Here is a 22,627-nt window from a genome sequence, read left to right on the forward strand (position 1 = left end):
GCGGGACCCGGCGCGTCGGCGTTCCGCGGCGGGTTCCGGTGTGAACTCGCCCACGCGTCGGCAGGGCGTTCCTGCGCGGTCCGGGCCGGGTCCCGGGCGGCCCCGCGCACGGGGCCGCGCCACCCGGGTGACCTGTGGCGTCCGGCCGTGCGGCCAGGGGCCGTTCCGGCCGGCGGCGGGCCCGGAGCGCGGGCCCCGAGGTGATCCGGAAGCCCCGCGCACACCGCTGGAACGATCAGTTCCGGGGCCGGATCGCGTGGCCCCGGAGGCCGGGAGAAAGCCCTTGCACGGCATCCCCAATTCGGACCAGTGGTCGATCTCGCCTACACTCGGTGCCGTGCCACGTGGTGACGGACGACTCAACCACGACCTGCTCCCCGGCGAGAAGGGCCCCCAGGACGCTTGCGGCGTCTTCGGTGTCTGGGCTCCGGGCGAAGAGGTCGCCAAGCTCACTTACTTCGGGCTCTACGCCCTCCAGCATCGAGGCCAGGAATCCGCGGGAATCGCGGTCAGCAACGGCTCCCAGATCCTCGTCTTCAAGGACATGGGACTGGTCTCCCAGGTCTTCGACGAAACCTCCCTCGGCTCCCTGACCGGCCATATCGCGGTCGGTCACGCCCGGTACTCGACCACCGGCGCCTCCGTGTGGGAGAACGCGCAGCCGACCTTCCGGGCCACGGCCCACGGCTCGATCGCGCTCGGCCACAACGGCAACCTGGTCAACACCGCGCAGCTCGCGGAGATGGTCGCCGACCTCCCCAAGGAGAACGGCCGGGCCACCCAGGTCGCCGCGACCAACGACACCGACCTGGTCACGGCCCTGCTCGCCGGCCAGGTCGACGAGGACGGCAAGCCGCTCACCGTCGAGGAGGCGGCCGCCAAGGTCCTCCCCGAGGTGCGGGGCGCCTTCTCCCTGGTCTTCATGGACGAGTCCACCCTCTACGCGGCCCGTGATCCGCAGGGCATCCGCCCGCTGGTCCTCGGCCGGCTGGAGCGGGGCTGGGTCGTCGCCTCCGAGTCCGCCGCCCTCGACATCTGCGGCGCGGCCTACGTCCGCGAGGTCGAACCCGGCGAGATGATCGCCATCGACGAGAACGGCATCCGCACCTCTCGATTCGCGGAAGCGAAGCCCAAGGGCTGTGTCTTCGAGTACGTCTACCTGGCCCGTCCGGACACGGACATCGCGGGCCGGAACGTGTACCTCTCGCGCGTCGAAATGGGCCGGAAACTGGCCAAGGAAGCTCCCGTCGAGGCCGATCTCGTCATAGCGACGCCGGAGTCCGGCACCCCCGCGGCGATCGGCTACGCCGAGGCGAGCGGTATCCCGTACGGCTCCGGCCTGGTGAAGAACGCCTATGTCGGCCGCACCTTCATCCAGCCCTCGCAGACCATCCGGCAGCTCGGCATCCGCCTCAAGCTGAACCCGCTCAAGGAGGTCATCCGGGGCAAGCGCCTGGTCGTGGTCGACGACTCGATCGTCCGCGGCAACACCCAGCGCGCCCTGGTGAAGATGCTCCGCGAGGCCGGCGCCGCCGAGGTCCACATCCGGATCTCCTCCCCGCCGGTGAAGTGGCCCTGCTTCTTCGGCATCGACTTCGCCACCCGCGCGGAGCTCATCGCCAACGGCATGACCATCGACGAGATCGGCTCCTCGCTGGGCGCCGACTCCCTGGCCTACATCTCCATCGACGGCATGATCGACGCCACGACGATCGACAAGCCGAACCTGTGCCGCGCCTGCTTCGACGGCGAGTACCCGATGGAGCTGCCGGACCCGGAGCTCCTCGGCAAGCAGCTCCTGGAGACCGAGCTGGCCGCCGGGCCCGCCGCCACCGCGGCGGCCGACGCGCTGCGCCGCCCGTAAGACTCCCGCAGTAACGACACGAAAGCTCTGAAGCCATGTCTCAGACCACCGGTGCCAGCTACGCCGCGGCAGGTGTCGACATCGAAGCGGGCGACCGCGCCGTCGAGCTGATGAAGGAGTGGGTGAAGAAGACCCAGCGCCCCGAGGTCGCCGGTCTCGGCGGCATCGGCGGCTTCGCCGGCCTCTTCGACGCCTCCGCCCTCAAGCGCTACGAGCGCCCGCTGCTCGCCTCCGCGACCGACGGCGTCGGCACGAAGGTCGACATCGCCCGGCAGCTCGGCGTGTACGACACCATCGGCCACGACCTGGTCGCCATGGTCATGGACGACATCGTCGTCTGCGGCGCCGAGCCGCTGTTCATGACCGACTACATCTGCGTCGGCAAGGTCCACCCCGAGCGGGTGGCCGGGATCGTCAAGGGCATCGCCGAGGGCTGCGTCCTTGCCGGCACCGCCCTGGTCGGCGGCGAGACCGCCGAGCACCCCGGCCTGCTCGGGCCGGACGACTTCGATGTCGCGGGCGCCGGCACCGGTGTGGTGGAGGCCGACCGGGTGCTGGGTCCGGATCGCATCCGCACGGGTGACGTGGTCATCGCGATGGCGTCCTCCGGCCTTCACTCGAACGGGTACTCGCTGGTCCGGCATGTGCTGTTCGACCGGGCGAAGCTGGCGCTGGAGGCGCGGGTCGAGGAGTTCGGCCGCACCCTCGGCGAGGAGCTGCTGGAGCCGACCAAGATCTACTCGCTGGACTGCCTGGCCCTGATCCGCACCACCGAGGTGCACGCCTTCAGCCACATCACCGGCGGCGGGCTCGCGGCCAACCTGGCCCGGGTCGTCCCGGACGGACTGCACGCCGAGGTGGACCGCTCGACCTGGACCCCGGGCGCGGTGTTCGACCTGGTCGGGAAGGCCGGGCAGGTCGAGCGGCTGGAGCTGGAGAAGACGCTGAACATGGGCGTCGGCATGATGGCGGTCGTCCCGGAGACCTCGGTCGACGTGGCGCTCGCGACCCTGGCGGACCGCGGTGTGGACGCCTGGGTGGCCGGGCGGATCACCGAGCGCGGCGACCGGGCGACCGGCGCCGAGCTGACCGGGGCGTACGCCCGCTGAGGGCACGGGTCCGGGGATGCCGGTGGCAGTGACGGCACGACGAGGAGGCGGCCGGCCCGTAAGGGCCGCCGCCTCACCGGCCGACGGGTACGGGACCCGGGCCGGGCAGCACGGAGAGCGCACAGAACCCGGTCCGGGGTCGGGCCTCGGACCGGGTCGGTGGGTGAAGCGTCAAGCGCCGCGGCGCTGCGACGACGGGCCGGACTCGTCGTCCTCGTCCCCGTCGTCGTTGTACATGTCCGCGTACCGTGCGTACGGGTCGTCTTCCTCGTCGTCGTCCTCGAACGCCTCGCCGTTCGGCGGCTGGTTCGAGAGCTGACTCGAAGTCGATGCGCCCAGCTCGTTGGCCAGACGCGACAGGTCAGTCCCGCCGCTGTTGTACTTCAGCTGGCGGGCGACCTTTGTCTGCTTGGCCTTGGCCCGGCCGCGCCCCATGGCTCGACCCCCTCGGTGACGGGGCTCGACGGCCCCAGAGTCTTGACACGCGTTCATGATGCGGAACGGGCTCCCCTCGGAGAGCTCGGTCCGTAGGGCTTCAACGGTACCTGTTTCCGCGGCCATACGGTACGCCGCCCGCATGAGGTGCCACGTCACACAACCCGCGAGGCGCCCCGTCCTCGCTGGTCAACTGCGATTTTAACCTCTTCTTCGGGCCCGACCCGCCGACCGGGGTGAGTCTTGTCTCCCGGTCGGGCGGGCCGGGCGCCCGCGGCGGTCAGCGCAGCCGCGCCTCCGCGATCCGCTGCTCGGCGATCCGGTCGGCCGCGGCGGCCGGCGGAATCCCGTCTTCCTTCGCACGTGCGAATATGGCGAGCGTGGTGTCGAAGATCTTCGACGCCTTGGTCTTGCAGCGGTCGAAGTCGAAGCCGTGCAGCTCGTCGGCGACCTGGATGACCCCGCCCGCGTTGACCACGTAGTCCGGGGCGTAGAGGATCCCGCGGTCGGCGAGGTCCTTCTCGACGCCCGGGTGGGCGAGCTGGTTGTTGGCCGCGCCGCAGACGACCGAGGCGGTGAGCACCGGGACGGTCGCGTCGTCGAGCGCGCCGCCGAGGGCGCAGGGGGCGTAGACGTCCAGGCCCTCGGTGCGGATCAGGGCGGCCGTGTCGGCGACGGCGGTGACCTGCGGGTGGCGGTCGCGCACGCGGCGGACGGACTCCTCGCGCACATCGGTCACCACGACCTCGGCGCCCTCGTCGACGAGGTGGCCGACCAGGTAGTGGCCGACCTTGCCGACGCCGGCCACGCCGACCTTCCGGCCGCGCAGCGAGGGGTCGCCCCACAGGTGCTGGGCCGAGGCGCGCATGCCCTGGTAGACGCCGAAGGCGGTGAGCACCGAGGAGTCGCCGGCGCCGCCGTTCTCGGGGGAGCGGCCGGTGACCCAGCGGCTCGCGCGGGCGACGACGTCCATGTCGGCGACATAGGTGCCGACGTCGCAGGCGGTGACGTAGCGCCCGCCGAGGGAGTCCACGAAGCGGCCGTAGGCGAGGAGGAGCTCCTCCGTCTTGATCTGCTCGGGGTCGCCGATGATCACTGCCTTGCCGCCGCCGTGGTCGAGACCGGCCATGGCGTTCTTGTAGGACATGCCCCGGGAGAGGTTGAGCGCGTCGGTGACGGCGTCCTGCTCGGTGGCGTAGGGGTAGAAGCGGGTGCCGCCGAGGCCGGGGCCCAGGGCGGTGGAGTGAAGGGCGATGACGGCCTTCAGGCCGGTGGCGCGGTCCTGGCAGAGCACGACTTGCTCGTGTCCGCCCTGCTCCGATCGGAACAGGGTGTTCAGTACGTCGACACTGGCGCCGGTCACATCGGTCACGGTGGTGACTCCCAAGAGAGAAGCGGCGGGGGAGGGTCTTCCTGTGGGTGGGGAAGGCCCGGTTCGGCACGAGGGTAAGTCCTACGCGCGCGTAGGGCGGACACAGTGCCGAGGATCACCCGCTCGCGCCGCCCGCGGCCGGCCCCGGGGCCCGGTCCGGCCCGCGGGAGACCCCCCGGGCGTGGAAGGATTTGCGTATGCCAGCGCTGTCCTCGGTCCTCGTCCCGTACGCGGCCTATCTGCGGGTCTACGAGCCGCTGGCGGCCTTCCCGGAGCGCGAGCGGGCGCACTGGGAGCGGTACGCGGCGCGGGGCGCGGGGCCCACCGCCCAGGACGAACTGCGCCGCTCCCTGGCCGACTTGGTCCCCGTGCCACCGGTCCCCGTCCAGGTCCACGAGAGCGCGGACGCCTTCGTCGCGGAGGTCGGCGGGGTGGTGTGCGTCTGCCCGTGGCGCACCCGGCTGCGGGGCTGGCTGGCGCTGGAGGAGCTGCCCGGCCGGCTGCCGGGGCCGCTGCTGGACGCGGTCCTGCCGCCGGTGGTCCGGGCGCAGGCCGCGGCGGACCACGAGCGGTGGCGGGAGCGGAACCCGGACGCGCGGCCGTGGATCAGGACCGCGGTGTGGGGGGTTCCGGTGGGCTGGTTCGTCCTCTTCGCCGACGAGGAGCGGGCCTGGGAGTCGGACGCGCCCCTGCTGCGGTACCGGACGCCCATGGTCGAGGCGCGCCGCCGGCTGGCGCGGGGGCTGCGCACCCTGCGGGAGGCGATCGACGAGGGGCCGCTGACCGAGAGCCTGGTGGACGTCGGCCGGTGGCTGGAGGAGTTCCACCCCCGCTCGCTGGTGGAGCTGGACTACGGCGGCCTGGTGCACGCCCTCCCCGGTGAGCTGCTGGCCGGCGACCGCTCGGCGGCGGACACCGCGCAGGCGCTGGCGGCGCTGCGGGACGGGGACGGTGAGACGGCCGCCACGGTGTACGGACGGCTGACGGAGCGCTGGCGGGCCGTGAGGGACCGTCAGTTCGCCAACTGACGGCCGGGGTGACGGCGGGCCGGGCCGAGGGGGACACAGGTCCCGATCCGGACGATTCCCTCAAGCGTGACGGACTGCACTAACCGCTCCCTTGCGCCCATCGCCTCCCCTCGTGTCAAAATAGGACAAGGAGTCCGGGGAGGGTTCCTTCCGTCCTGCCATGGGCGGATTGCTCAGCATTGCACTCTATGGGGGGTCTGACGACTCCTGATCACTCTGTGACTGATCGTTACTGTGACGTGACTGTCCGTTATGGCATGGTCCATCGGGCTTCGGCCGCTGATGGACACCTCAGAGGGCAATTCCATCGGTTTGGCCGACGTGGCTGGACAGATGGTGTAGTTGTAGTGCCGAGGACAAGCCGTTCGTCCTATAACCGACTCGGCCCGCGTCTGCCATTTCGGGCGACGTGGGTCAAGGTGCAGAATTTAGAGGAAAGAACCGAGAACGTTCGGTTCTCCCGAGGAGGCCGCTCATGACCGCTCGCACCCCTGATGCCGAGCCGCTGCTGACCCCGGCTGAGGTTGCCACGATGTTCCGCGTGGACCCGAAGACGGTCACCCGCTGGGCTAAGGCGGGCAAGCTCACGTCCATCCGCACGCTCGGAGGACACCGCCGTTACCGCGAGGCAGAGGTCCGCGCACTGCTGGCGGGTATTCCGCAGCAGCGCAGCGAGGCCTGAACACCCCTTTTGACCGGGCGTTTCAGGGGCCCCCACTCCTGAACCACCCGCCACAGGCTCCACCTGACGTGCACCTGCCCCAACAGGTCTTCGTCGTCGATCGCGCTGGACTCCGCCGGGTCCAGCGCGATTTTTTCATGCCCTGAGCAGGGGCTTCCGGGCCGCTGAGGGCCTGCTCAGAAGCTTTGGGCAGGGCATCCGGGCCGGCCGGTATGACATCGGTGTCGAAGCCCGGGAGGGCGCTCGGGTCACCCCCGGAGGACCCTTGGGGTGGTGCAATGGCACATATTAAATGGGGGCGTTGTAGGAAGGGGTTAAACGTGGGGGTTCTTGAAACCCGTTCGGTGACACCCGTCACAGTGCTCAACTCTTGCCAAAATCCAGCGTGTCACCGAAGAGGGTGTGCTGCAGCGGGCGTTGGTCACCCGTCGGGAGGACCTTGGTCCCCGTCGACGGGCGGCTCGGGACCCTCGGGGACGGGCGCCGGTGCGGGCCTCTCCGGCACGGGAGTCCGCGCGGGCCTCTCGGGAGCCGGCCCCTCCGGGCGTTCCATGGCGAGCCGTTGGAGGCGGTGGCAGACCGGACAGGTGCGCGTGAGGTGGCGGTAGCCCGCGGCGGCCGCCAGATGGGCGCGCAGCAGCGCGCGGGTCTCGTGCCGTCTCGCGGAGGACGCCGCCATGCGCGTCACCTCCCGGTGAGTGCCGTCCCCTCGGGCGTCCAAGGGCCTGGAGACCGGATTACCGGGCCCCCGAGGGCCCGTCAACCCTCCGCGCACCCACGGCGGGAGCACGACGAAGGCCCGCATCGATGCGATGCGGGCCTTCGACTGCTGCGGTCCTGACGGGATTTGAACCCGCGGCCTCCACCTTGACAGGGTGGCGAGCACTCCAAACTGCTCCACAGGACCAGGTGTCGCAGCCGGTGTGTTCTCTTGGCTGCGAGAGAGACTGTACAGGAGGTCACTGGTCAGGTCGAACTCACCGAGCGCCACCGCTCCATCACGGCACGGCGGCGTCGATCGCCTTCACGATCCGCTTGTCGGAGACGGGGTACGCGGTGCCCAGGGCGTGCGCGAAGTAGCTCACCCTCAGCTCCTCGATCATCCACCGGATGTCCCGCACCTGCTGCGGCACGGGCCGCCCCTGCGGAAGCTGCTCCAGCAGCCAGGCGTACTCGTCCCGCATCTCGTGGACCTTCTCCATGCGGGTGGTGTCGCGCTGCACGGAGGTGGGCATCTGCTGGAGCCGGCGGTCCGCCGCGACCAGGTAGCGCATCAGGTCCGGCAGCCGGGCGAGCCCGGTGCGGGTGACGAAGCCGGCCGGCATCAGGGCCGCCAACTGCTCCCGGACGTCCTGGACGTTCCGCAGCAGGGTCGGGCTGCCGGTGGCCTTCAGCCGCCGCTCGCACGCCTGCCAGGCCGCCAGGATCTGCTGCACCCGGTCGACCGTGCGCACCGTCAGGTCCACCAGGTCCGCGCGGACGGTGTCGAACAGCTTCCGGTACGCCTCCTCGTCCCACGCGGGCCCGCCGTGGTCCGCGATCAGCCGGTCGGCGGCCGCGGTGGCGCAGTCCTCGAAGAGGGCCTGCACGGAGCCGTGCGGATTGCGGGAGAGGGCCAGCTTCTGCTGGTTCGTCAGCCGGTCCGAGGCGAACTTCGTCGGGTTGACGGGGATGTTGAGCATGATCAGGCGGCGGGTGCCCTGCCGCATCGCCTCCGCCTGCTCGGCCTCGCTGTCGAAGAGCCGCACGGCGACCGTGGCCCCCTCGTCGACCAGCGCCGGGTACGCCTTCACCGGCTGGCCCGCCCGGCGGGTCTCGAAGACCTTCGGGAGGGTGCCGACGGTCCAGTCGGTGAGCCCGGCCCGCTCCAGGGACTGCCCGGCGGGGCGGGAGGACGCGGCGGCCCGGGACAGGGCCTGGCGGGCCTTGGGCCGCAACTGGACCCGCAGGGCCTCCAGGTCCTTCGCCTCGGCCAGCTTCTTGCGCCGCTCGTCGACGATCCGGAAGGTGATCTTGAGGTGGTCGGGGACGCGGGAGAGGTCGAAGTCCTCCGCCGTCACCGGCACGCCCACCCGGCGCTGCAACTCGCCCGCCAGGGCCTGGGGCAGCGGCTCCTGGAGCGGAACGGCCGACTCCAGGAACGCCTTGGCGTAGTTGGGCGCCGGGACGTAGTGGCGGCGGATCGGCTTGGGCAGGGAGCGGATCAGCTCGGTGACGACCTCCTCCCGCAGCCCGGGGATCTGCCAGTCGAAGCCGTCCTCGGTGACCTGGTTGAGCACCTGGAGGGGGATGTGCACGGTGACGCCGTCGGCGTCCGCGCCCGGCTCGAACTGGTACGTCACCCGGAACTTCAGCCGGCCCTGGCGCCAGGAGTCCGGGTAGTCGTCCTTGGTGACCGCGCCGGCCTTCTCGTTGATGAGCATCTCGCGCTCGAAGTCGAGCAGATCGGGCTGCTCATGGCGCTTGTGCTTCCACCAGGAGTCGAAGTGGGCGCCGGAGACCACGTGCTCGGGCACCCGCTGGTCGTAGAAGTCGAACAGGGTCTCGTCGTCGACCAGGATGTCCCGGCGGCGGGCCCGGTGCTCCAGCTCCTCGACCTCGGTCAGCAGCCGGCGGTTGTCCGCGAAGAACTTGTGGTGGGTGCGCCAGTCGCCCTCGACGAGGGCGTTGCGGATGAAAAGGTCCCGCGAGGTCTCCGGGTCGATCCGCCCGTAGTCGACCTTGCGCTGGGCGACGATCGGCACGCCGTAGAGCGTGACCTTCTCGTACGCCATCACCGCCGCCGCGTCCTTCTCCCAGTGCGGCTCGCTGTAGGTGCGCTTCACCAGGTGCTCGGCGAGCGGCTCGATCCACTCGGGCTCGATCCGGGCGTTGACCCGCGCCCACAGCCGGGAGGTCTCCACCAGCTCGGCGGACATCACGAACCGCGGGGGCTTCCTGAACAGCGCCGAACCGGGGAAGATCGCGAACTTGGCGCTCCGCGCGCCCAGGTACTCGTTCCGGCCGCCGCCGCCCTTGCGGTCGCCCGCCGGGGAGTCCTTGCCGGACTCCTTCACGTCCTTCAGGCCGATGTGGGAGAGCAGCCCGGCGAGGAGGGAGACGTGCACCGACTGCTCGGGGGCGTCCTCCTCGTTGAGGTGGATGCCCATCTGCTTGGCGACCGTGCGCAGCTGGGCGTAGATGTCCTGCCACTCGCGGATGCGCAGGAAGTTGAGGTACTCCTGCTTGCACATCCGGCGGAAGCTGGAGGAGCCGCGCTCCTTCTGCTGCTCGCGGACGTACCGCCAGAGGTTGAGGTAGGCGAGGAAGTCGCTGGTCTCGTCCTTGAAGCGGGCGTGCTGCTGGTCGGCCTGCGCCTGCTTCTCGGCGGGGCGCTCGCGCGGGTCCTGGATGGAGAGGGCGGCGGCGATCACCATGACCTCGCGGACGCAGCCGTTCTTGTCGGCCTCCAGGACCATCCGGGCCAGCCGGGGGTCCACCGGGAGCTGGGCCAGCTTGCGGCCGAGCTGGGTCAGGCGCTTGCGCGGGTCCTTCTCGGCCGGGTCGATCGCGCCGAGTTCCTGGAGCAGTTGGACGCCGTCGCGGATGTTGCGGTGGTCCGGCGGGTCGATGAAGGGGAACTTCTCGATGTCGCCGAGGCCGGCCGCGGTCATCTGGAGGATCACGGAGGCCAGGTTGGTGCGCAGGATCTCCGCGTCCGTGAACTCCGGGCGGGAGAGGAAGTCGTCCTCGGAGTACAGCCGGATACAGATGCCGTCCGAGGTACGGCCGCAGCGGCCCTTGCGCTGGTTGGCGCTGGCCTGGCTGACCGCCTCGATCGGCAGCCGCTGGACCTTGGTGCGGTGGCTGTAGCGGGAGATCCGGGCCGTGCCCGGGTCGATCACGTACTTGATGCCGGGGACGGTGAGGGAGGTCTCGGCCACGTTCGTCGCGAGGACGATCCGGCGGCCGGTGTGCGGCTGGAAGACCCGGTGCTGCTCGGCGTGGGAGAGCCGCGCGTACAGCGGCAGGACCTCGGTGAAGCGGTACGCCTTCTTGTTGAGCGCGTCCGCGGTGTCGCGGATCTCCCGCTCGCCGGAGAGGAAGACGAGGATGTCGCCCTTGCCCTCGCCCATCAGCTCCTCGACGGCGTCCGTGATCGCGGTGATCTGGTCGCGGTCGGCGTCCTCGCCGTCCTCCTCCAGCAGCGGCCGGTAGCGGACCTCCACGGGGTAGGTCCGGCCGCTGACCTCGACGATCGGCGCTTCGCCGAAGTGGCGGGAGAAGCGCTCGGGGTCGATGGTCGCGGAGGTGATCACGACCTTGAGGTCCGGGCGGCGGGGGAGGAGCTGGGCGAGGTAGCCCAGCAGGAAGTCGATGTTCAGGGACCGCTCGTGCGCCTCGTCGATGATGATCGTGTCGTAGGCGCGCAGATCGCGGTCGGTCTGGATCTCCGCGAGCAGGATGCCGTCCGTCATCAGCTTCAGGAGGGTGTCGCCGCTCGCCTGGTCCGTGAAGCGGACCTTCCAGCCGACGGCCTCGCCGAGCGGGGTGTCCAGCTCCTCCGCCACGCGCTCCGCCACCGTGCGGGCGGCGATCCGGCGGGGCTGGGTGTGGCCGATCATGCCGCGTACGCCCCGGCCCAGCTCCAGGCAGATCTTGGGGATCTGGGTCGTCTTGCCGGAGCCGGTCTCGCCCGCGACGATCACGACCTGGTGGTCCCGTATCGCCTCGCGGATCTCGTCCTTCTTCTGGCTGACCGGGAGCTGCTCGGGGTATGTGATCTCCGGGACCCGCTCGGCCCGCCGGGCGGTCCTGGCCGCGGACTTCTCCGCCTCGGCGGCGATCTCGTCCAGCACGGCCTGCCGCGCGTCGGGCTTGCGGATGCGGCGGGCGCCGTCGAGCCGGCGGCCGAGCCGGTGGGCGTCGCGCAGGGACGCCCCGGCGAGGAGGGTCTGGACGTCGGCGAAGGAAGTAGACATACGGGCTCCAGGATCGCACCCCCGCCGAAGAGGTGGCGAACCCATTTCACCGGTGCCCCGTCCCGGGTGGTGCAGTATGGAGCGAATCGTTCACGCGCCGGCCGTCCGCGGGGTGCGCCCGAGCGCCGCAGCCCGAGCCGGAAGGACCCGCCGCCCATGCAGAGCGCAGCTCCCGGCCGCGGGCACCGCGGGCATCGTGGGGTGCCGGCGGTGGTGTGTGTGCTGCTCGGTCTGCTGCCGGCGCTGCTGGGGTGCGCGACGGCGGCGGCCGGGGGCGCGCCCGGGGCGGGGTCGGTGCCGCCCGGGGCGGTGATGTCCGGGCCCGTGGCGTCCTCCGGGGCCGTGGCTGCCGGGCCCGGGTCGTCTTCCGCCGGGGCCGTGTCGCCGGTGGCGGCCGTGGAGACCCTGCGGGACGGGGTGCCCGGGTGCGGCAGGAGCGGGGCGCCGGGGGAGGACGGCGGGGCGGTGCCCGGGACACCCGCGCGCGGCGCCTCCGTGTACGAACTGCTCCCCGGCCTGCACCAGGTCCCGGTGCTGACCGGCGGCGCGCTGCCGCCGGCCGCCTGCGCCGGGCCCGGGCCCGTGACACACCGGGGCCCGCCGCCCGTCGAACCGCCGACCCCGGTCGGCCTGTCCGTGCTGCGCGTGTAGAGCGGGCGTCCGCACCCGCCGTCCCTCGTCACACCACGCCCAGGAGCACGACCATGCCCGCCACCTCTTCGTCCACCCCTGCCCGCAAGCCGCTCGCCATCGGCGCGGGCGTCCTCGTCGCCGCGCTGCTGCTCGGCTACGCCTCGTACACCGCCACCAAGCCGGACGACTCCACCCCCGCCCGGGGCTCCTCCGCCGCCGAGTCCTCCGCGCAGCCGGGCGCCGGGACCTACCCCGAACTGGCCGCCCTCGCCCGCCGCGACGCCGGGGACAAGCTCGCCGTCGGCCGCCCGGACGCGCCCGTGGTGATGATCGAGTACGCCGACTTCCAGTGCGGCTACTGCGGCAAGTTCGCCCGGGACACCGAGCCCGAGCTGATCGCCGAGTACGTCGACAAGGGCGTGCTGCGCATCGAGTGGCGCAACTTCCCGATCTTCGGCGAGGAGTCCGAGGCGGCCGCCCGCGCCTCCTGGGCCGCCGGGCAGCAGGGCCGCTTCTGGCAGTTCCACGCGGCCGCCTACGCGGAGGGCGCCAAGGAGAAGGGCTTCGGCAAGGACCGGCTGCGTGCCCTGGCCGAGGAGGCGGGCGTGCCGGACCTGGACCGCTTCGGGCGGGACCTGGACGGGGAGGCGGCGCGCAAGGCGGTGACCCGTGACCAGGAGGAGGCGTACCGGCTGGGCGCGACCTCGACCCCCTCGTTCCTCGTCGGCGGCCGGCCGATCTCGGGCGCGCAGCCGAAGGAGACCTTCGTGCAGGCCATCGAGGAGGCGGCCCGCACGGCGAAGGAGTCGCCCGCCGGGGGCGCTTCCGGCACGGGCGAAGCCCCCGGCGCCTCCGGCAAGGGCGGCGCTTCCGGACCGGACGCGGGCTGAACATGGCGGACATCGGCTATCTGGCCGCCTTCCTCGGCGGCCTGCTCGCGCTGGTCAGCCCGTGCAGCGCCCTGCTCCTCCCCGCGTTCTTCGCCTACTCCGTCGGCTCGGCGGGCCGGCTGCTCGCCCGGACCGGCGTCTTCTACGCGGGCCTGGCCACCACCCTGGTCCCGCTGGGCGCGGCCGGGTCCTTCGCCGGGCGCCTCTTCTACGGCAACCGGGACCTGCTGGTCGCGGTCGGCGGCTGGCTGATCATCGGGCTGGGCGTGGCGCAGATCCTGGGCCTGGGCTTCGCATCGCGCCGGATCGCGGAGCTGTCCGGCCGCATCCGCCCGACCACCGTGCTGTCCGTCTACGCGCTGGGCCTGGTCTACGGCCTCGCGGGCTTCTGCGCCGGGCCGATCCTGGGCAGCGTCCTCACCGTGGCCGCCGTCGGCGGCAGCCCGGTCTACGGCGGGCTGCTGCTCGCGGTCTACGCGCTCGGGATGGCGGTCCCCCTGTTCCTGCTCGCCCTGCTGTGGGAGCGCTTCGACCTGGGGCGGCGGCGCTGGCTGCGCGGGCGGGAACTGACCCTCGGGCGGCTGCGGCTGCACACCACCTCCCTGCTCTCCGGCCTGTTCTTCGTGCTCCTCGGCACGGTGTTCCTGGTGTTCGACGGGACCACCGCGCTGCCCGGACTGCTCTCCGTGGACGACTCGTTCGCCGTGGAGCAGTGGGTGTCCGGTGTCGGGCGGGCGGTGCCGGACTGGGCGCTGCTCGCGCTGGTCGTCCTGGCGGCGGGGGTGTTCCTGGTGGCCCGGGCGGTGCGCGGGGCGCGCTCCGCGCGGGAGCCGGAGGAGATCCGCGAGAAGGTCTGAGGGGTGCCCGGGGTGCGGTCCGAGCGGTCCGCACCCCGGGCGACACCGATCCGCCCCGGGACGGGCGGCACCGGTCGCCCGGGAACGGCGAAGGCCCCGATCCGGGGATCGGGGCCTTCCGAGGTGGCTGGGGCCGGGGTCGAACCGGCGACCTATCGCTTTTCAGGCGATCGCTCGTACCAACTGAGCTACCCAGCCGCGGAACCCTTGCGAGTTCCAGCGGTCCTGACGGGATTTGAACCCGCGGCCTCCACCTTGACAGGGTGGCGAGCACTCCAAACTGCTCCACAGGACCATGCGTGGTGCGAGCGCAAGTCTCGCACACGGTGATGCGTGCCCCCAACGGGATTCGAACCCGTGCTACCGCCTTGAAAGGGCGGCGTCCTGGGCCACTAGACGATGAGGGCTAAGGGCCCGCCGTGGGCGCTTCGCAGCGCGTCGGGGACGTGAGAAGCATATGGGATGGGGGGAGCTATCGCCAAAACGGTTTCCGGGACCCCTCACGGGGAGGGTGCCGGGGAGGCCGGCGAGGCGCCGGCCCCGGGCGCCGACGCCCCCGGCGACGGGCTGGAACCGGAGGCCGACGGGCTCGGTGACGCCCCCGGCGAGGTGCTCGGATCGGGTGCCGGCGGGTCGACCAGATGGCGCCTGACCTCGGCGGTGGTCAGCCCCAGCCCGCCCAGGGTGATCTCGTCCCACGCCTGGAGCCGCCGCTCGCCCCGGTCCAGGTAGAGCACCGAGGCGCGGACCTTCTCCGGCTGCTGGTTCTGCACCGCCCGCAGCCCACCGCCGCCCGTCGACCCCTCGATCTTCAGCCGGGTGCCGTGCTTGAGGATCTCCGTCTTCCGCTGGTGGATGTGCCCGGCCAGGACCAGCGGCACCGTGCCGTCGGTCTCCGCCGCCGCGACCGGGTTGTGGGCGACGGCGATGTCCACCGGCGTCCCCGCGCGCTCCTGGTCGCGCAGGGCGGAGGCGAACCGGATGCCCGCCATCCGCTCGGCCGGGTCCCCCTGGGCGACGACCGAGCGGTCCGGGGTGAACTGGGGGTCCCCGGTGCCCGCGATCCGCAGCCCGCCCACGGTCACCGCCCGGCCCTCGTCGAGGACGTGCACGTTCTTCAGGCCCTGGAGGTACTTCTGGGTGACCAGGGAGTCATGGTTGCCGCGCACCCACACATAGGGCGCGCCGAGGGTTGAGGCGGCGTCCAGGAAGCCGTTCTCGGCGGCGGAGCCGTGGTCCATGGTGTCGCCGGAGTCGATGATCACATCGATCCGGTACTGCTTCACCAGCGAGGCGATGATGTGCCAGGCCGCCGGGTTGAGGTGGATGTCGGAGACGTGCAGCACCCGCATGGTGTCCGGGTCGGGCTGGTAGGCCGGGAGGGTGGAGGTGGCCTCGTAGAGCTTGGTCACATTGGTGACCAGACGGGCCAACTCCTTCTGGTAGACGTCGAATTCGGTGACGATCGAGCGCGCGTTGCCGACCACGGACGGGGCGGAGGTCAGCAGTCCGGAGAACCGGGGCTCCAGCACCGAGCCGGGGTTCCAGGTCGCCGCCGCCGAACCGGCGGAGGCCGCCAGCAGGGCGAGCGCGAGACCGCCGGCGGCGAGGGCCCGCCGGGGCCGCCGGTAGACGGCGAGGCCGAGGGCGGTCGCCCCGGAGACCACGGCGACGCAGGAGCGCAGGGCCAGGTCGGCGGTGCCGGCGCGGACGTCCTCGGAGACCTCGTCCCCCAGTCCGGAGAAGAGTGCCGGGTTCTGGACCAGGGCCTGGGAGCGGGCCGGGTCGAGGCGGTCGACGTCGACGTCCAGGCGCAGCGGGGCGATGTGCGAGTCCAGTTCCAGGGCGCCCAGCGGAGAAACGTTGATCTTCGTGCCGCCGCTGAGCGAGGGGCGCAGGGTCATCGTCGTGTCCATGGGGCCGACCGGCGTACGGACGTTGCCGACGATCAGCAGCCCGAGCCAGGCGCCGACCAGTACCACCGCGGTGAGCCCGAGCGCGCGCGTCCACGGGTTCGGGGCGGCGGCGAGTTCCAGGTCCGGGCCGCTGCCCCGGGGCGGGCGCGGCGCGCGGCCGGTGCGCTCCGGGCGCTTGGAGCGCTTGGAGCGTGAGAGGAACGACGGGAGACGGAACGGCGGAAGGCGGCGGCGGGCAGGGCGGCTTCGATCATGGGCTTGGCGGGCCATTGGTGCCGTATGCCCCATCGCCGCGCCGGGCATGCCGGGCGCGGCCGGGTCCACCCCGTACGGGACAACCGTCCACCCCGTACGGGACAATGGCCGGGTGGACAATGGCCCGGTGCTGGAGATGACGCGCGAGGAGTTCGAGGAGCTGGTCGCGGAGGCGCTGGACCGGATCCCGCCCGAGCTGACGCGGCTGATGGACAACGTCGCCGTGTTCGTCGAGGACGAACCGGCCCCGGACGACCCCGAACTGCTCGGGCTCTACGAGGGCACCCCGCTCACCGACCGGGGCGAGTGGTACGCGGGCGTCCTGCCGGACCGCATCACCATCTACCGGGGCCCGACCCTGCGCATGTGCGAGACGCGCGAGGACGTGGTCGCGGAGACCGAGATCACCGTGGTCCACGAGATCGCCCACCACTTCGGCATCGACGACCAGCGGCTCCACGAGCTGGGGTACGGGTGAGCCGGGAGCCCCTGGACCCGGACGTCGACCTCTCCGTCCCCGCGCAGCGGGCGGAGTTCACCGGGCGCGGCCGGTGGGCCGTCCTCGGCGCGGTCGCCGTCGGCGGGGCGGCCGGCGCGGTGGCCCGGCACGGCGCCGAGGTGCTGTGGCCGGCCCCGGCGGGCGGCTTCCCGTGGGCCGTCCTCGGGGTCAACCTCCTCGGCTGCGCGCTGATCGGGGTGCTGATGCCGCTGGTCGCGGAGGACGGCCGGGCCGCGCATCCGCTGGTGCGGCCCTTCCTGGGCGTGGGCGTCCTCGGCGGGTTCACCACCTTCTCGACATACGCCTTCGACACCGTCGACCTGCTGGAGCACGGCCGGCCCGGACCGGCCGTGCTGTACGCGGCGGGCACGGCGGCCGGGGCCCTGCTCGCGGTGTGGACGGCGGCCTCGGCCACCCGGGCCGCCCTCGCCCGGAGGCCGGCGCGATGACCTGGCTGCTGGTGGTGGCGGGCGCGGCGGTGGGCGCGCCCCTGCGGTATCTGACGGACCGTGCGGTGCAGGCACGGCACGTATCCGGCTTCCCGTGGGGCACCTTCGCGGTGAACACGGCGGGCAGTCTGGTCCTCGGGCTGGTCGCCGGGGCCTCGGTCTCCTCGGGGACGTACGCGCTGCTCGGCACGGGGCTGTGCGGGGCGCTCACCACGTACTCCACGTTCTCCTACGAGACCCTGCGGCTCACCGAGCGCGGGCGTGCGCCGGCCGCCGCGGCGAATGTGGCGCTCTCGGTGGCGGCCGGACTCGGGGCGCTGTACCTGGGGATGGCGGCGGCGCGCGGGCTGACGGGCTGACGGCGCGCGGGCCGGATGCGACGGGGTCTTCCCGGGAGCCTCCCCGGGGCCTTCCCGAGGGGCCTCGCCGGGCGGGCGGGCGGACCGCCGGTGCGCAGGGCGTGTCCCCGGCGGGGGAACGGTAGTTGGGCAGGGGGACCCGCGTCCCCCTCTCCGTCACGGAGGTGCCCCCGTGCGCCAGTTGCCCGCCCCCGGCCGGACGGCCGCCCTGTTCGCCGCCGCACTGGCGGCCCTGGCCTCGGCCGGCTGCATGAGCGTGGGCGACGACGACGTCCGCAAGCCGAAGCCCAGCACCTCGGCCGAGCGCACCGGCGCCGCCGAGGGGCAGGACACGGGCGGCGGGGGCGTCCCCGGCGGCCCCCAGGGCTCGCACCACGACGGGACCGGCCGGACCGGCGGCACGGCGGACCGGGACGAGGACGGCGACGACAAGAAGGCCGAGGACGGCAAGCCGACCGAGGACAGCGGCGGGACGCGGGCCACACCGAACCCCTCCGCCGGCCCGACGTCCGGTCCCGCGCCCGGGCCCGGAGGCGGCGGGGGCAAGCCCGAGCCGCGTCCGACGCCGCCGCCCGAGGGCCCGGGCGAGCCCGCGCCGCCCACTCCGCCCGTCGACCCGGCTCCGGAGCCTCCCGAGCCCACGCCCACCCCGCCGGTCGACCCCACCCCGCAGCCGTCCGCCTCCTCGGCCCCGGAGGTGCACGGCGGGGCGCTGCGGGCCATGCGCGACCTGGAGCCGGAGCGCGTCCACGGCACCGAACCGGTGGCATCGCCGCAGGCCGGACCGGCGTGAGCGGGGTCACCCGGTCGTGGTTTGCCTTGACGGGGTGGGGGTGCGTATGGTGGTAGATCGTTTGATCCCATTGCCCGGCGCCGAAACAGAAGAGCGCCGTGTGGCGCGTTCTCTCCCTAACCGTGGCTGACCGCATTGAGGCGGTCGATATGCGAATTCACGGAGTTTGGGCGCGTGCCGAGACTCCGGAAGGTTTCGCATTTCGCATGTCCACTTTCAGTACTGATCACGCCGTCATGCCCGAGAACGCCGCCGCCGAGGAGGCGCTCGTCGAGGCCGTGGCCGCCGCTCCCGCCGACGAGCCGCAGGAGCCCCAGGAGCCGCAGGTCACCTTCGCGGACCTCGGCCTCCCCGAGGGCGTCGTGCGCAAGCTCGCCCAGAACGGCGTGACCGTCCCCTTCCCGATCCAGGCCGCGACCATCCCGGACGCCCTGGCCGGCAAGGACATCCTCGGCCGCGGCCGCACCGGCTCCGGCAAGACCCTTTCCTTCGGTCTGCCCACCCTGGCCGCCCTGGCCGGCGGGCACACCGAGCGCAAGAAGCCCCGCGCCGTCATCCTCACCCCGACCCGTGAGCTGGCGATGCAGGTCGCGGACGCCCTCCAGCCCTACGGCGACGTCCTCGGCCTGAAGATGAAGGTCGTCTGCGGCGGCACCTCGATGGGCAACCAGATCTACGCCCTGGAGCGCGGCGTCGACATCCTCGTCGCCACCCCGGGCCGGCTGCGCGACATCATCAACCGCGGCGCCTGCTCCCTGGAGGACGTCCGGGTCGCCGTCCTCGACGAGGCCGACCAGATGTCCGACCTGGGCTTCCTGCCCGAGGTCACCGAGCTGCTCGACCAGGTCCCGGCCGGCGGCCAGCGCATGCTGTTCTCGGCCACGATGGAGAACGAGATCTCCACCCTGGTCAAGCGCTACCTCACCGACCCGGTCAGCCACGAGGTCGACAGCGCCCAGGGCAACGTCACGACCATGACGCACCACGTCCTCGTCGTGAAGCCGAAGGACAAGGCGCCCGTCACGGCCGCCATCGCCGCCCGCAAGGGCCGCACCATCATCTTCGTCCGCACCCAGCTCGGTGCCGACCGCATCGCCGAGCAGCTGCGCGAGGCCGGTGTGAAGGCCGACGCGCTGCACGGCGGCATGACCCAGGGCGCCCGCACCCGCACCCTGGCCGACTTCAAGGACGGCTACGTCAACGCGCTCGTCGCGACCGACGTCGCCGCCCGCGGCATCCACGTCGACGGCATCGACCTGGTCCTCAACGTGGACCCGGCCGGCGACCACAAGGACTACCTGCACCGCTCCGGCCGCACCGCGCGCGCCGGCAAGTCGGGCACCGTGGTCTCCCTGTCGCTGCCGCACCAGCGCCGCCAGATCTTCCGCCTGATGGAGGACGCCGGGGTCGAGGCCTCGCGTCACATCGTCGGCGGCGCGGGCGCGTTCGACCCCGAGGTCGCCGAGATCACCGGCGCCCGTTCGCTGACCGAGGTCCAGGCCGACTCCGCGAACAACGCGGCCAAGCAGGCCGAGCGCGAGGTCGTCGAGCTGACCCGCCGTCTGGAGCAGGTTCAGCGCCGCGCCGGCGAACTCCGCGAGGAGGCCGACCGCCTGGTGGCGCGTGCCGCCCGCGAGCGCGGCGACGACCCGGAGGCGGCCGTCGCCTCCGTGACCGAGGCCGCCGAGGCCGAGGTCCAGGCGACCGTGCCGGAGCAGGCCGCCGAGCCCGCCCGCGAGGAGCGCCGGGACGACCGGGGCAACTTCGAGCGGCGCGACCGCCGTGACGACCGCGGCGGCTTCCGCCGGGACGACCGCGGTGACCGCGGTGACCGCGGTGGCTTCCGTCGTGACGACCGCCGGGACGACCGTGGTGGCCGTTCCTTCGAGCGCCGTGACAACGACCGTGGCGGCTTCCGCCGGGACAACGACCGTGACGACCGTGGCGGTTTCCGTCGTGACGACCGCCGGGACGACCGTGGTGGCCGTTCCTTCGAGCGTCGCGACAACGACCGTGGCGGCTTCCGCCGCGACGACCGCGGTGACCGCGGCGGGCGTTCCTTCGAGCGCCGGGACGACCGGGGCGGCCGCTCCTTCGACCGTGACCGTTCCTTCGACCGGGGCGGCCGCTCCTTCGAGCGCCGTGACGACCGTCCGTCCGGCCACCGCGGCAGCGACCGCCCGTTCAACCGCGACCGTCGCGACGACCGCCCCGCGGGCGGCCACCGCGCCGGCGGCGACCGCCCCTACGGCCGCCGCGACGACCACCGCGGCACCGGCGCCGGCTCCTTCGGCGGCGGCCGCCGGGACGACAAGCCGCGCTGGAAGCGTAACGGCTGACACCGTGTGACCCTCGTGTGAGACAGGGCCCGTACAGCACTTCGGTGCGGTACGGGCCCTGTCCCGTTCCGCAGGTGAAACTCGGTGCCGATGCCTGTGTGACTGCTGTGACAGTCTCTCCACTTGCGCGCAGGGGCACGGCCGGGGGGCCGTTCTCGAAACATCTGTCGTACAGAACCTCTGTATCTACAGAACCTCTGTCGGTACAGAGACCGTTGATCCCCTGCGCGTCTTCACCAGGGGAGGAAACCGAGTGCCTCGCAGCGCTCTGCTACGCCATTCCATCGCAACCGTCGCCTCGGCGGCGCTTCTCGCCGGGCTCGGCCCGCTCGTCCCCGTCGCGGCAGCCGCCGACGGGGCCGCGGGCGTCGTCTTCCCGGCGACCCGCTCGGCAGAGCCGCGCGAGGTCGTCCCACTCTCCGCCGGTCCGGGCGGCTACGCCCAACGAGTGGCATGTGCTCCGGCTGGTGAACGGCTCGGTGCAGCAGACCCAGGTGACCGGCTGGCCCGAGGGCTCCACCCGGCCCGCCAGGGCGGCCGCCGGTGACGCGCACGGCGCGCTCACCCGGTACACACTCGACGGAGTCTCCCGCCCGGTCTGGATCGACCTCGACTCGGCCCCGGCGCGTCCCGGTCCCCACCGATGTGACCGTGGAGAGCGCCGGCTTCGTCCACAGCCCGGCCGAGGTCGTGGAGTGGACTACGGACGGCAAGGTCCGCTTCTACGCGAAGGGCGCGCCCGGCTCGTCCGGCCCGCTGCCCCTCTCCGCCACGACCGACCTCCCCCACCACGAGGGCGACACCCTGCTCGGCGTCGTCGGCGAGCGCCTGATCGTCGGCCGGTCCACGGGCCAGGGCGGCTCGGCGGCGTACTGTGTCGTCTCCGTCCCGAAGGTCGGCGCGTACACCTGGAAGCTGACCGCCACCCCGGCGGGCGCCACGGGCGCGCCGCTCGAACTCGGCGGCAGCGTGGCCCTGGAGCCCCTGACGGAGACGTTCGCCGGGCACGCGCTGATACCCGATCGGATCCGGGGATCACTCCCGCTATGCTCGGGGGTGTTGTGCCGGGGGCCGTTAGCTCAATTGGCAGAGCAGCGGACTTTTAATCCGTTGGTTGTGGGTTCGAGTCCCACACGGCCTACCACCATGCGCAGGCGCGAGCGCCCCGACCGGGTTTCTCCGGTCGGGGCGCTCGCCGTTTCCCGGGCAGGGTCCCGCACGCGATGCTCCAGGAGCGCGGCTGGACCCCCGGCCGGCACTGTCTGAAGGGGGTGCACCGCTGCGCGCGACGGCACCGCCGTGGCCGGCGCCCTCGCGCTGGACGTCGACGAGATCGACTTACCCAAGTACCTGCCGGACGCCACTTCGCGCGAGCACACTGAGCTCACTGCTGCGGCGGGGAGGTCGCCCTCTCCTTCATCGAGGGGCAGCTGAGGTCACCGCCGCCGATGTGGCGACCTTTCCCAACATGCAAGAAACGGCAAGCCAAGTTAAATTGGCTTTGAATGTGACTTGGGGGATCAAAGGCGGCCCGACAGGGAGGAACTGTGCCATTTTCGTCAAGATGGACAGAATCCTACTGTTGTCCCGGTTTTTGGCCATGGCAGTGGCTCCGGACGTGCCAGCGGACCGTAGATGGGTGGTGCTACGAATTCGCCTGGGTGGAATCCATGAATTGGGGCGTCGTGGCTCGATACCGGGGATGTGAGAGCAATAACTTCTATGAAATCGGCTGGAATGGACTCTTCTTCATTGGAGTCAAGCCGCCGGCGGGAGTAAAGCCGAAGCTTGGCACATCTTTCAGTCCAGGTGGGAGGTTCTGCTACAAGAAGCAGCTACCTAGGGTAGGGGGATGCACTTCCTTCCCTCCGCCTCCGATGGACTAGGGCTGCTCGGCGTCACTCCTGATGGCCCAGCAGGCAGCCCGCCCTCCTCTTCTTTCAATCTCCTATCCTCCTGCGTATCGCCGGGGACTTTGCTATGTCGTCAGAAGCTTCATGTTGATTCCCGGCAAGCCTATTTCCCGGCGAGCCCCATGTGGAATGCCGTCGCAGATGTCCAATCGCCACGCCGACCCACGGCGCGGCCGGGCCGGAGGAACAGAGGCGCGCACACGCTGTACGAGAGCACTATCGCGGACGGCTCATCAGCCACTCCGGTAAGAAGAGCGTGGCGAACGGCAGCCA

At 72.1% G+C, this 22,627-nt stretch carries 17 protein-coding genes and 5 tRNA genes; 13 read left to right on the forward strand and 9 right to left on the reverse strand.

The genetic code is table 11. The annotated features are described in order from the left end of the window. Nucleotides 1-337 precede the first annotated feature (337 nt). Entirely contained in the window at nucleotides 338-1,864 is a 1,527-nt protein-coding gene (purF, locus tag ABZ457_RS22150; protein ID WP_018846244.1) for an amidophosphoribosyltransferase, read from the forward strand. A 35-nt stretch (nucleotides 1,865-1,899) separates the two neighbouring features. Further along, the gene (gene purM / locus ABZ457_RS22155) at nucleotides 1,900-2,973 is read left to right on the forward strand and encodes a phosphoribosylformylglycinamidine cyclo-ligase (RefSeq protein WP_359159773.1); all 1,074 of its coding nucleotides are present in this window, start codon (nucleotides 1,900-1,902) and stop codon (nucleotides 2,971-2,973) included. 171 nt (nucleotides 2,974-3,144) lie between these two features. Here purM and ABZ457_RS22160 read toward each other — a convergent pair whose 3' ends face one another. Next, nucleotides 3,145-3,408, reverse strand: a complete 264-nt coding sequence (locus tag ABZ457_RS22160; protein ID WP_026277370.1) for a DUF3073 domain-containing protein — start codon at nucleotides 3,406-3,408, stop codon at nucleotides 3,145-3,147. A 280-nt stretch (nucleotides 3,409-3,688) separates the two neighbouring features. Further along, nucleotides 3,689-4,780, reverse strand: a complete 1,092-nt coding sequence (locus ABZ457_RS22165) for a Glu/Leu/Phe/Val dehydrogenase dimerization domain-containing protein (RefSeq protein WP_359159776.1) — start codon at nucleotides 4,778-4,780, stop codon at nucleotides 3,689-3,691. 197 nt (nucleotides 4,781-4,977) lie between these two features. Here ABZ457_RS22165 and ABZ457_RS22170 point away from each other — a divergent pair, with 197 nt between their 5' ends. After that, nucleotides 4,978-5,808 carry a hypothetical protein gene (locus ABZ457_RS22170; protein ID WP_359159778.1) on the forward strand — a complete coding sequence of 277 codons (831 nt, stop codon included), beginning with the start codon at nucleotides 4,978-4,980 and terminating at the stop codon, nucleotides 5,806-5,808. 475 nt (nucleotides 5,809-6,283) lie between these two features. Continuing rightward, on the forward strand, nucleotides 6,284-6,490 hold the full coding sequence (gene bldC, locus ABZ457_RS22175) for a developmental transcriptional regulator BldC (RefSeq protein WP_003949541.1): 207 nt from the start codon (nucleotides 6,284-6,286) through the stop codon (nucleotides 6,488-6,490). Nucleotides 6,491-6,911: 421 nt separating this feature from the next. Here the strand turns inward: bldC and ABZ457_RS22180 are convergent, their stop codons facing one another. From ABZ457_RS22180 to hrpA, 3 genes are all read right to left on the reverse strand, one after another. After that, entirely contained in the window at nucleotides 6,912-7,169 is a 258-nt protein-coding gene (locus ABZ457_RS22180) for a DUF6274 family protein (RefSeq protein WP_359159780.1), read from the reverse strand. A 153-nt stretch (nucleotides 7,170-7,322) separates the two neighbouring features. After that, a tRNA-Asp gene (locus ABZ457_RS22185) sits at nucleotides 7,323-7,397 on the reverse strand. Between the two features lie 91 nt (nucleotides 7,398-7,488). Further along, nucleotides 7,489-11,451: an ATP-dependent RNA helicase HrpA gene (hrpA, locus tag ABZ457_RS22190; RefSeq protein WP_359159782.1), complete on the reverse strand. Its 3,963-nt coding sequence runs from the start codon at nucleotides 11,449-11,451 to the stop codon at nucleotides 7,489-7,491. Between the two features lie 156 nt (nucleotides 11,452-11,607). Between hrpA and ABZ457_RS22195 the strand changes: the two genes are divergently transcribed. From ABZ457_RS22195 to ABZ457_RS22205, 3 genes are read left to right on the forward strand one after another with little or no spacing between them, the layout of a single operon-like run. Further along, nucleotides 11,608-12,102: a hypothetical protein gene (locus tag ABZ457_RS22195; protein WP_359159784.1), complete on the forward strand. Its 495-nt coding sequence runs from the start codon at nucleotides 11,608-11,610 to the stop codon at nucleotides 12,100-12,102. Nucleotides 12,103-12,155: 53 nt separating this feature from the next. Further along, the gene (locus ABZ457_RS22200) at nucleotides 12,156-12,974 is read left to right on the forward strand and encodes a thioredoxin domain-containing protein (protein ID WP_359159786.1); all 819 of its coding nucleotides are present in this window, start codon (nucleotides 12,156-12,158) and stop codon (nucleotides 12,972-12,974) included. A 2-nt stretch (nucleotides 12,975-12,976) separates the two neighbouring features. After that, a complete protein-coding gene (locus ABZ457_RS22205; protein WP_359159788.1) occupies nucleotides 12,977-13,831 on the forward strand; it encodes a cytochrome c biogenesis CcdA family protein in 855 nt (284 codons plus the stop codon). Between the two features lie 124 nt (nucleotides 13,832-13,955). On the opposite strand, the gene ABZ457_RS22210 is transcribed toward ABZ457_RS22205, so the two are convergent. The 4 genes from ABZ457_RS22210 to ABZ457_RS22225 all read right to left on the reverse strand — a co-directional run bounded on the left by ABZ457_RS22210 (nucleotide 13,956) and on the right by ABZ457_RS22225 (nucleotide 16,017). Continuing rightward, nucleotides 13,956-14,029: transfer RNA gene (locus ABZ457_RS22210), tRNA-Phe, on the reverse strand. Between the two features lie 22 nt (nucleotides 14,030-14,051). Next, nucleotides 14,052-14,126, reverse strand: a tRNA-Asp gene (locus tag ABZ457_RS22215). A 39-nt stretch (nucleotides 14,127-14,165) separates the two neighbouring features. Further along, a tRNA-Glu gene (locus ABZ457_RS22220) sits at nucleotides 14,166-14,238 on the reverse strand. A gap of 93 nt (nucleotides 14,239-14,331) precedes the next feature. Beyond that, nucleotides 14,332-16,017, reverse strand: a complete 1,686-nt coding sequence (locus ABZ457_RS22225) for a metallophosphoesterase (protein WP_359159790.1) — start codon at nucleotides 16,015-16,017, stop codon at nucleotides 14,332-14,334. A gap of 112 nt (nucleotides 16,018-16,129) precedes the next feature. Between ABZ457_RS22225 and ABZ457_RS22230 the strand changes: the two genes are divergently transcribed. The 6 genes from ABZ457_RS22230 (at nucleotide 16,130) to ABZ457_RS22255 (ending at nucleotide 21,585) form a co-directional block, all read left to right on the forward strand. Next, nucleotides 16,130-16,480: a metallopeptidase family protein gene (locus ABZ457_RS22230; RefSeq protein WP_359159825.1), complete on the forward strand. Its 351-nt coding sequence runs from the start codon at nucleotides 16,130-16,132 to the stop codon at nucleotides 16,478-16,480. Then, nucleotides 16,477-16,950 (forward strand): fluoride efflux transporter CrcB, encoded by a 474-nt coding sequence (crcB, locus tag ABZ457_RS22235; RefSeq protein ID WP_359159792.1) that lies wholly within the window; start codon nucleotides 16,477-16,479, stop codon nucleotides 16,948-16,950. Before ABZ457_RS22230 ends, crcB begins: the two co-directional genes overlap by 4 nt. Continuing rightward, nucleotides 16,947-17,309 carry a CrcB family protein gene (locus tag ABZ457_RS22240; RefSeq protein ID WP_359159794.1) on the forward strand — a complete coding sequence of 121 codons (363 nt, stop codon included), beginning with the start codon at nucleotides 16,947-16,949 and terminating at the stop codon, nucleotides 17,307-17,309. Before crcB ends, ABZ457_RS22240 begins: the two co-directional genes overlap by 4 nt. A gap of 172 nt (nucleotides 17,310-17,481) precedes the next feature. Then, the gene (locus ABZ457_RS22245; protein WP_359159796.1) at nucleotides 17,482-18,102 is read left to right on the forward strand and encodes a hypothetical protein; all 621 of its coding nucleotides are present in this window, start codon (nucleotides 17,482-17,484) and stop codon (nucleotides 18,100-18,102) included. A 206-nt stretch (nucleotides 18,103-18,308) separates the two neighbouring features. Next, nucleotides 18,309-20,441 carry a DEAD/DEAH box helicase gene (locus ABZ457_RS22250; RefSeq protein ID WP_359159798.1) on the forward strand — a complete coding sequence of 711 codons (2,133 nt, stop codon included), beginning with the start codon at nucleotides 18,309-18,311 and terminating at the stop codon, nucleotides 20,439-20,441. A gap of 1,068 nt (nucleotides 20,442-21,509) precedes the next feature. Further along, nucleotides 21,510-21,585, forward strand: a tRNA-Lys gene (locus ABZ457_RS22255). Nucleotides 21,586-22,627 lie beyond the last annotated feature (1,042 nt).

It is taken from the genome of Streptomyces sp. NPDC005805 (genome assembly GCF_040630445.1).
In the GTDB taxonomy this organism is placed as follows: domain Bacteria; phylum Actinomycetota; class Actinomycetes; order Streptomycetales; family Streptomycetaceae; genus Streptomyces.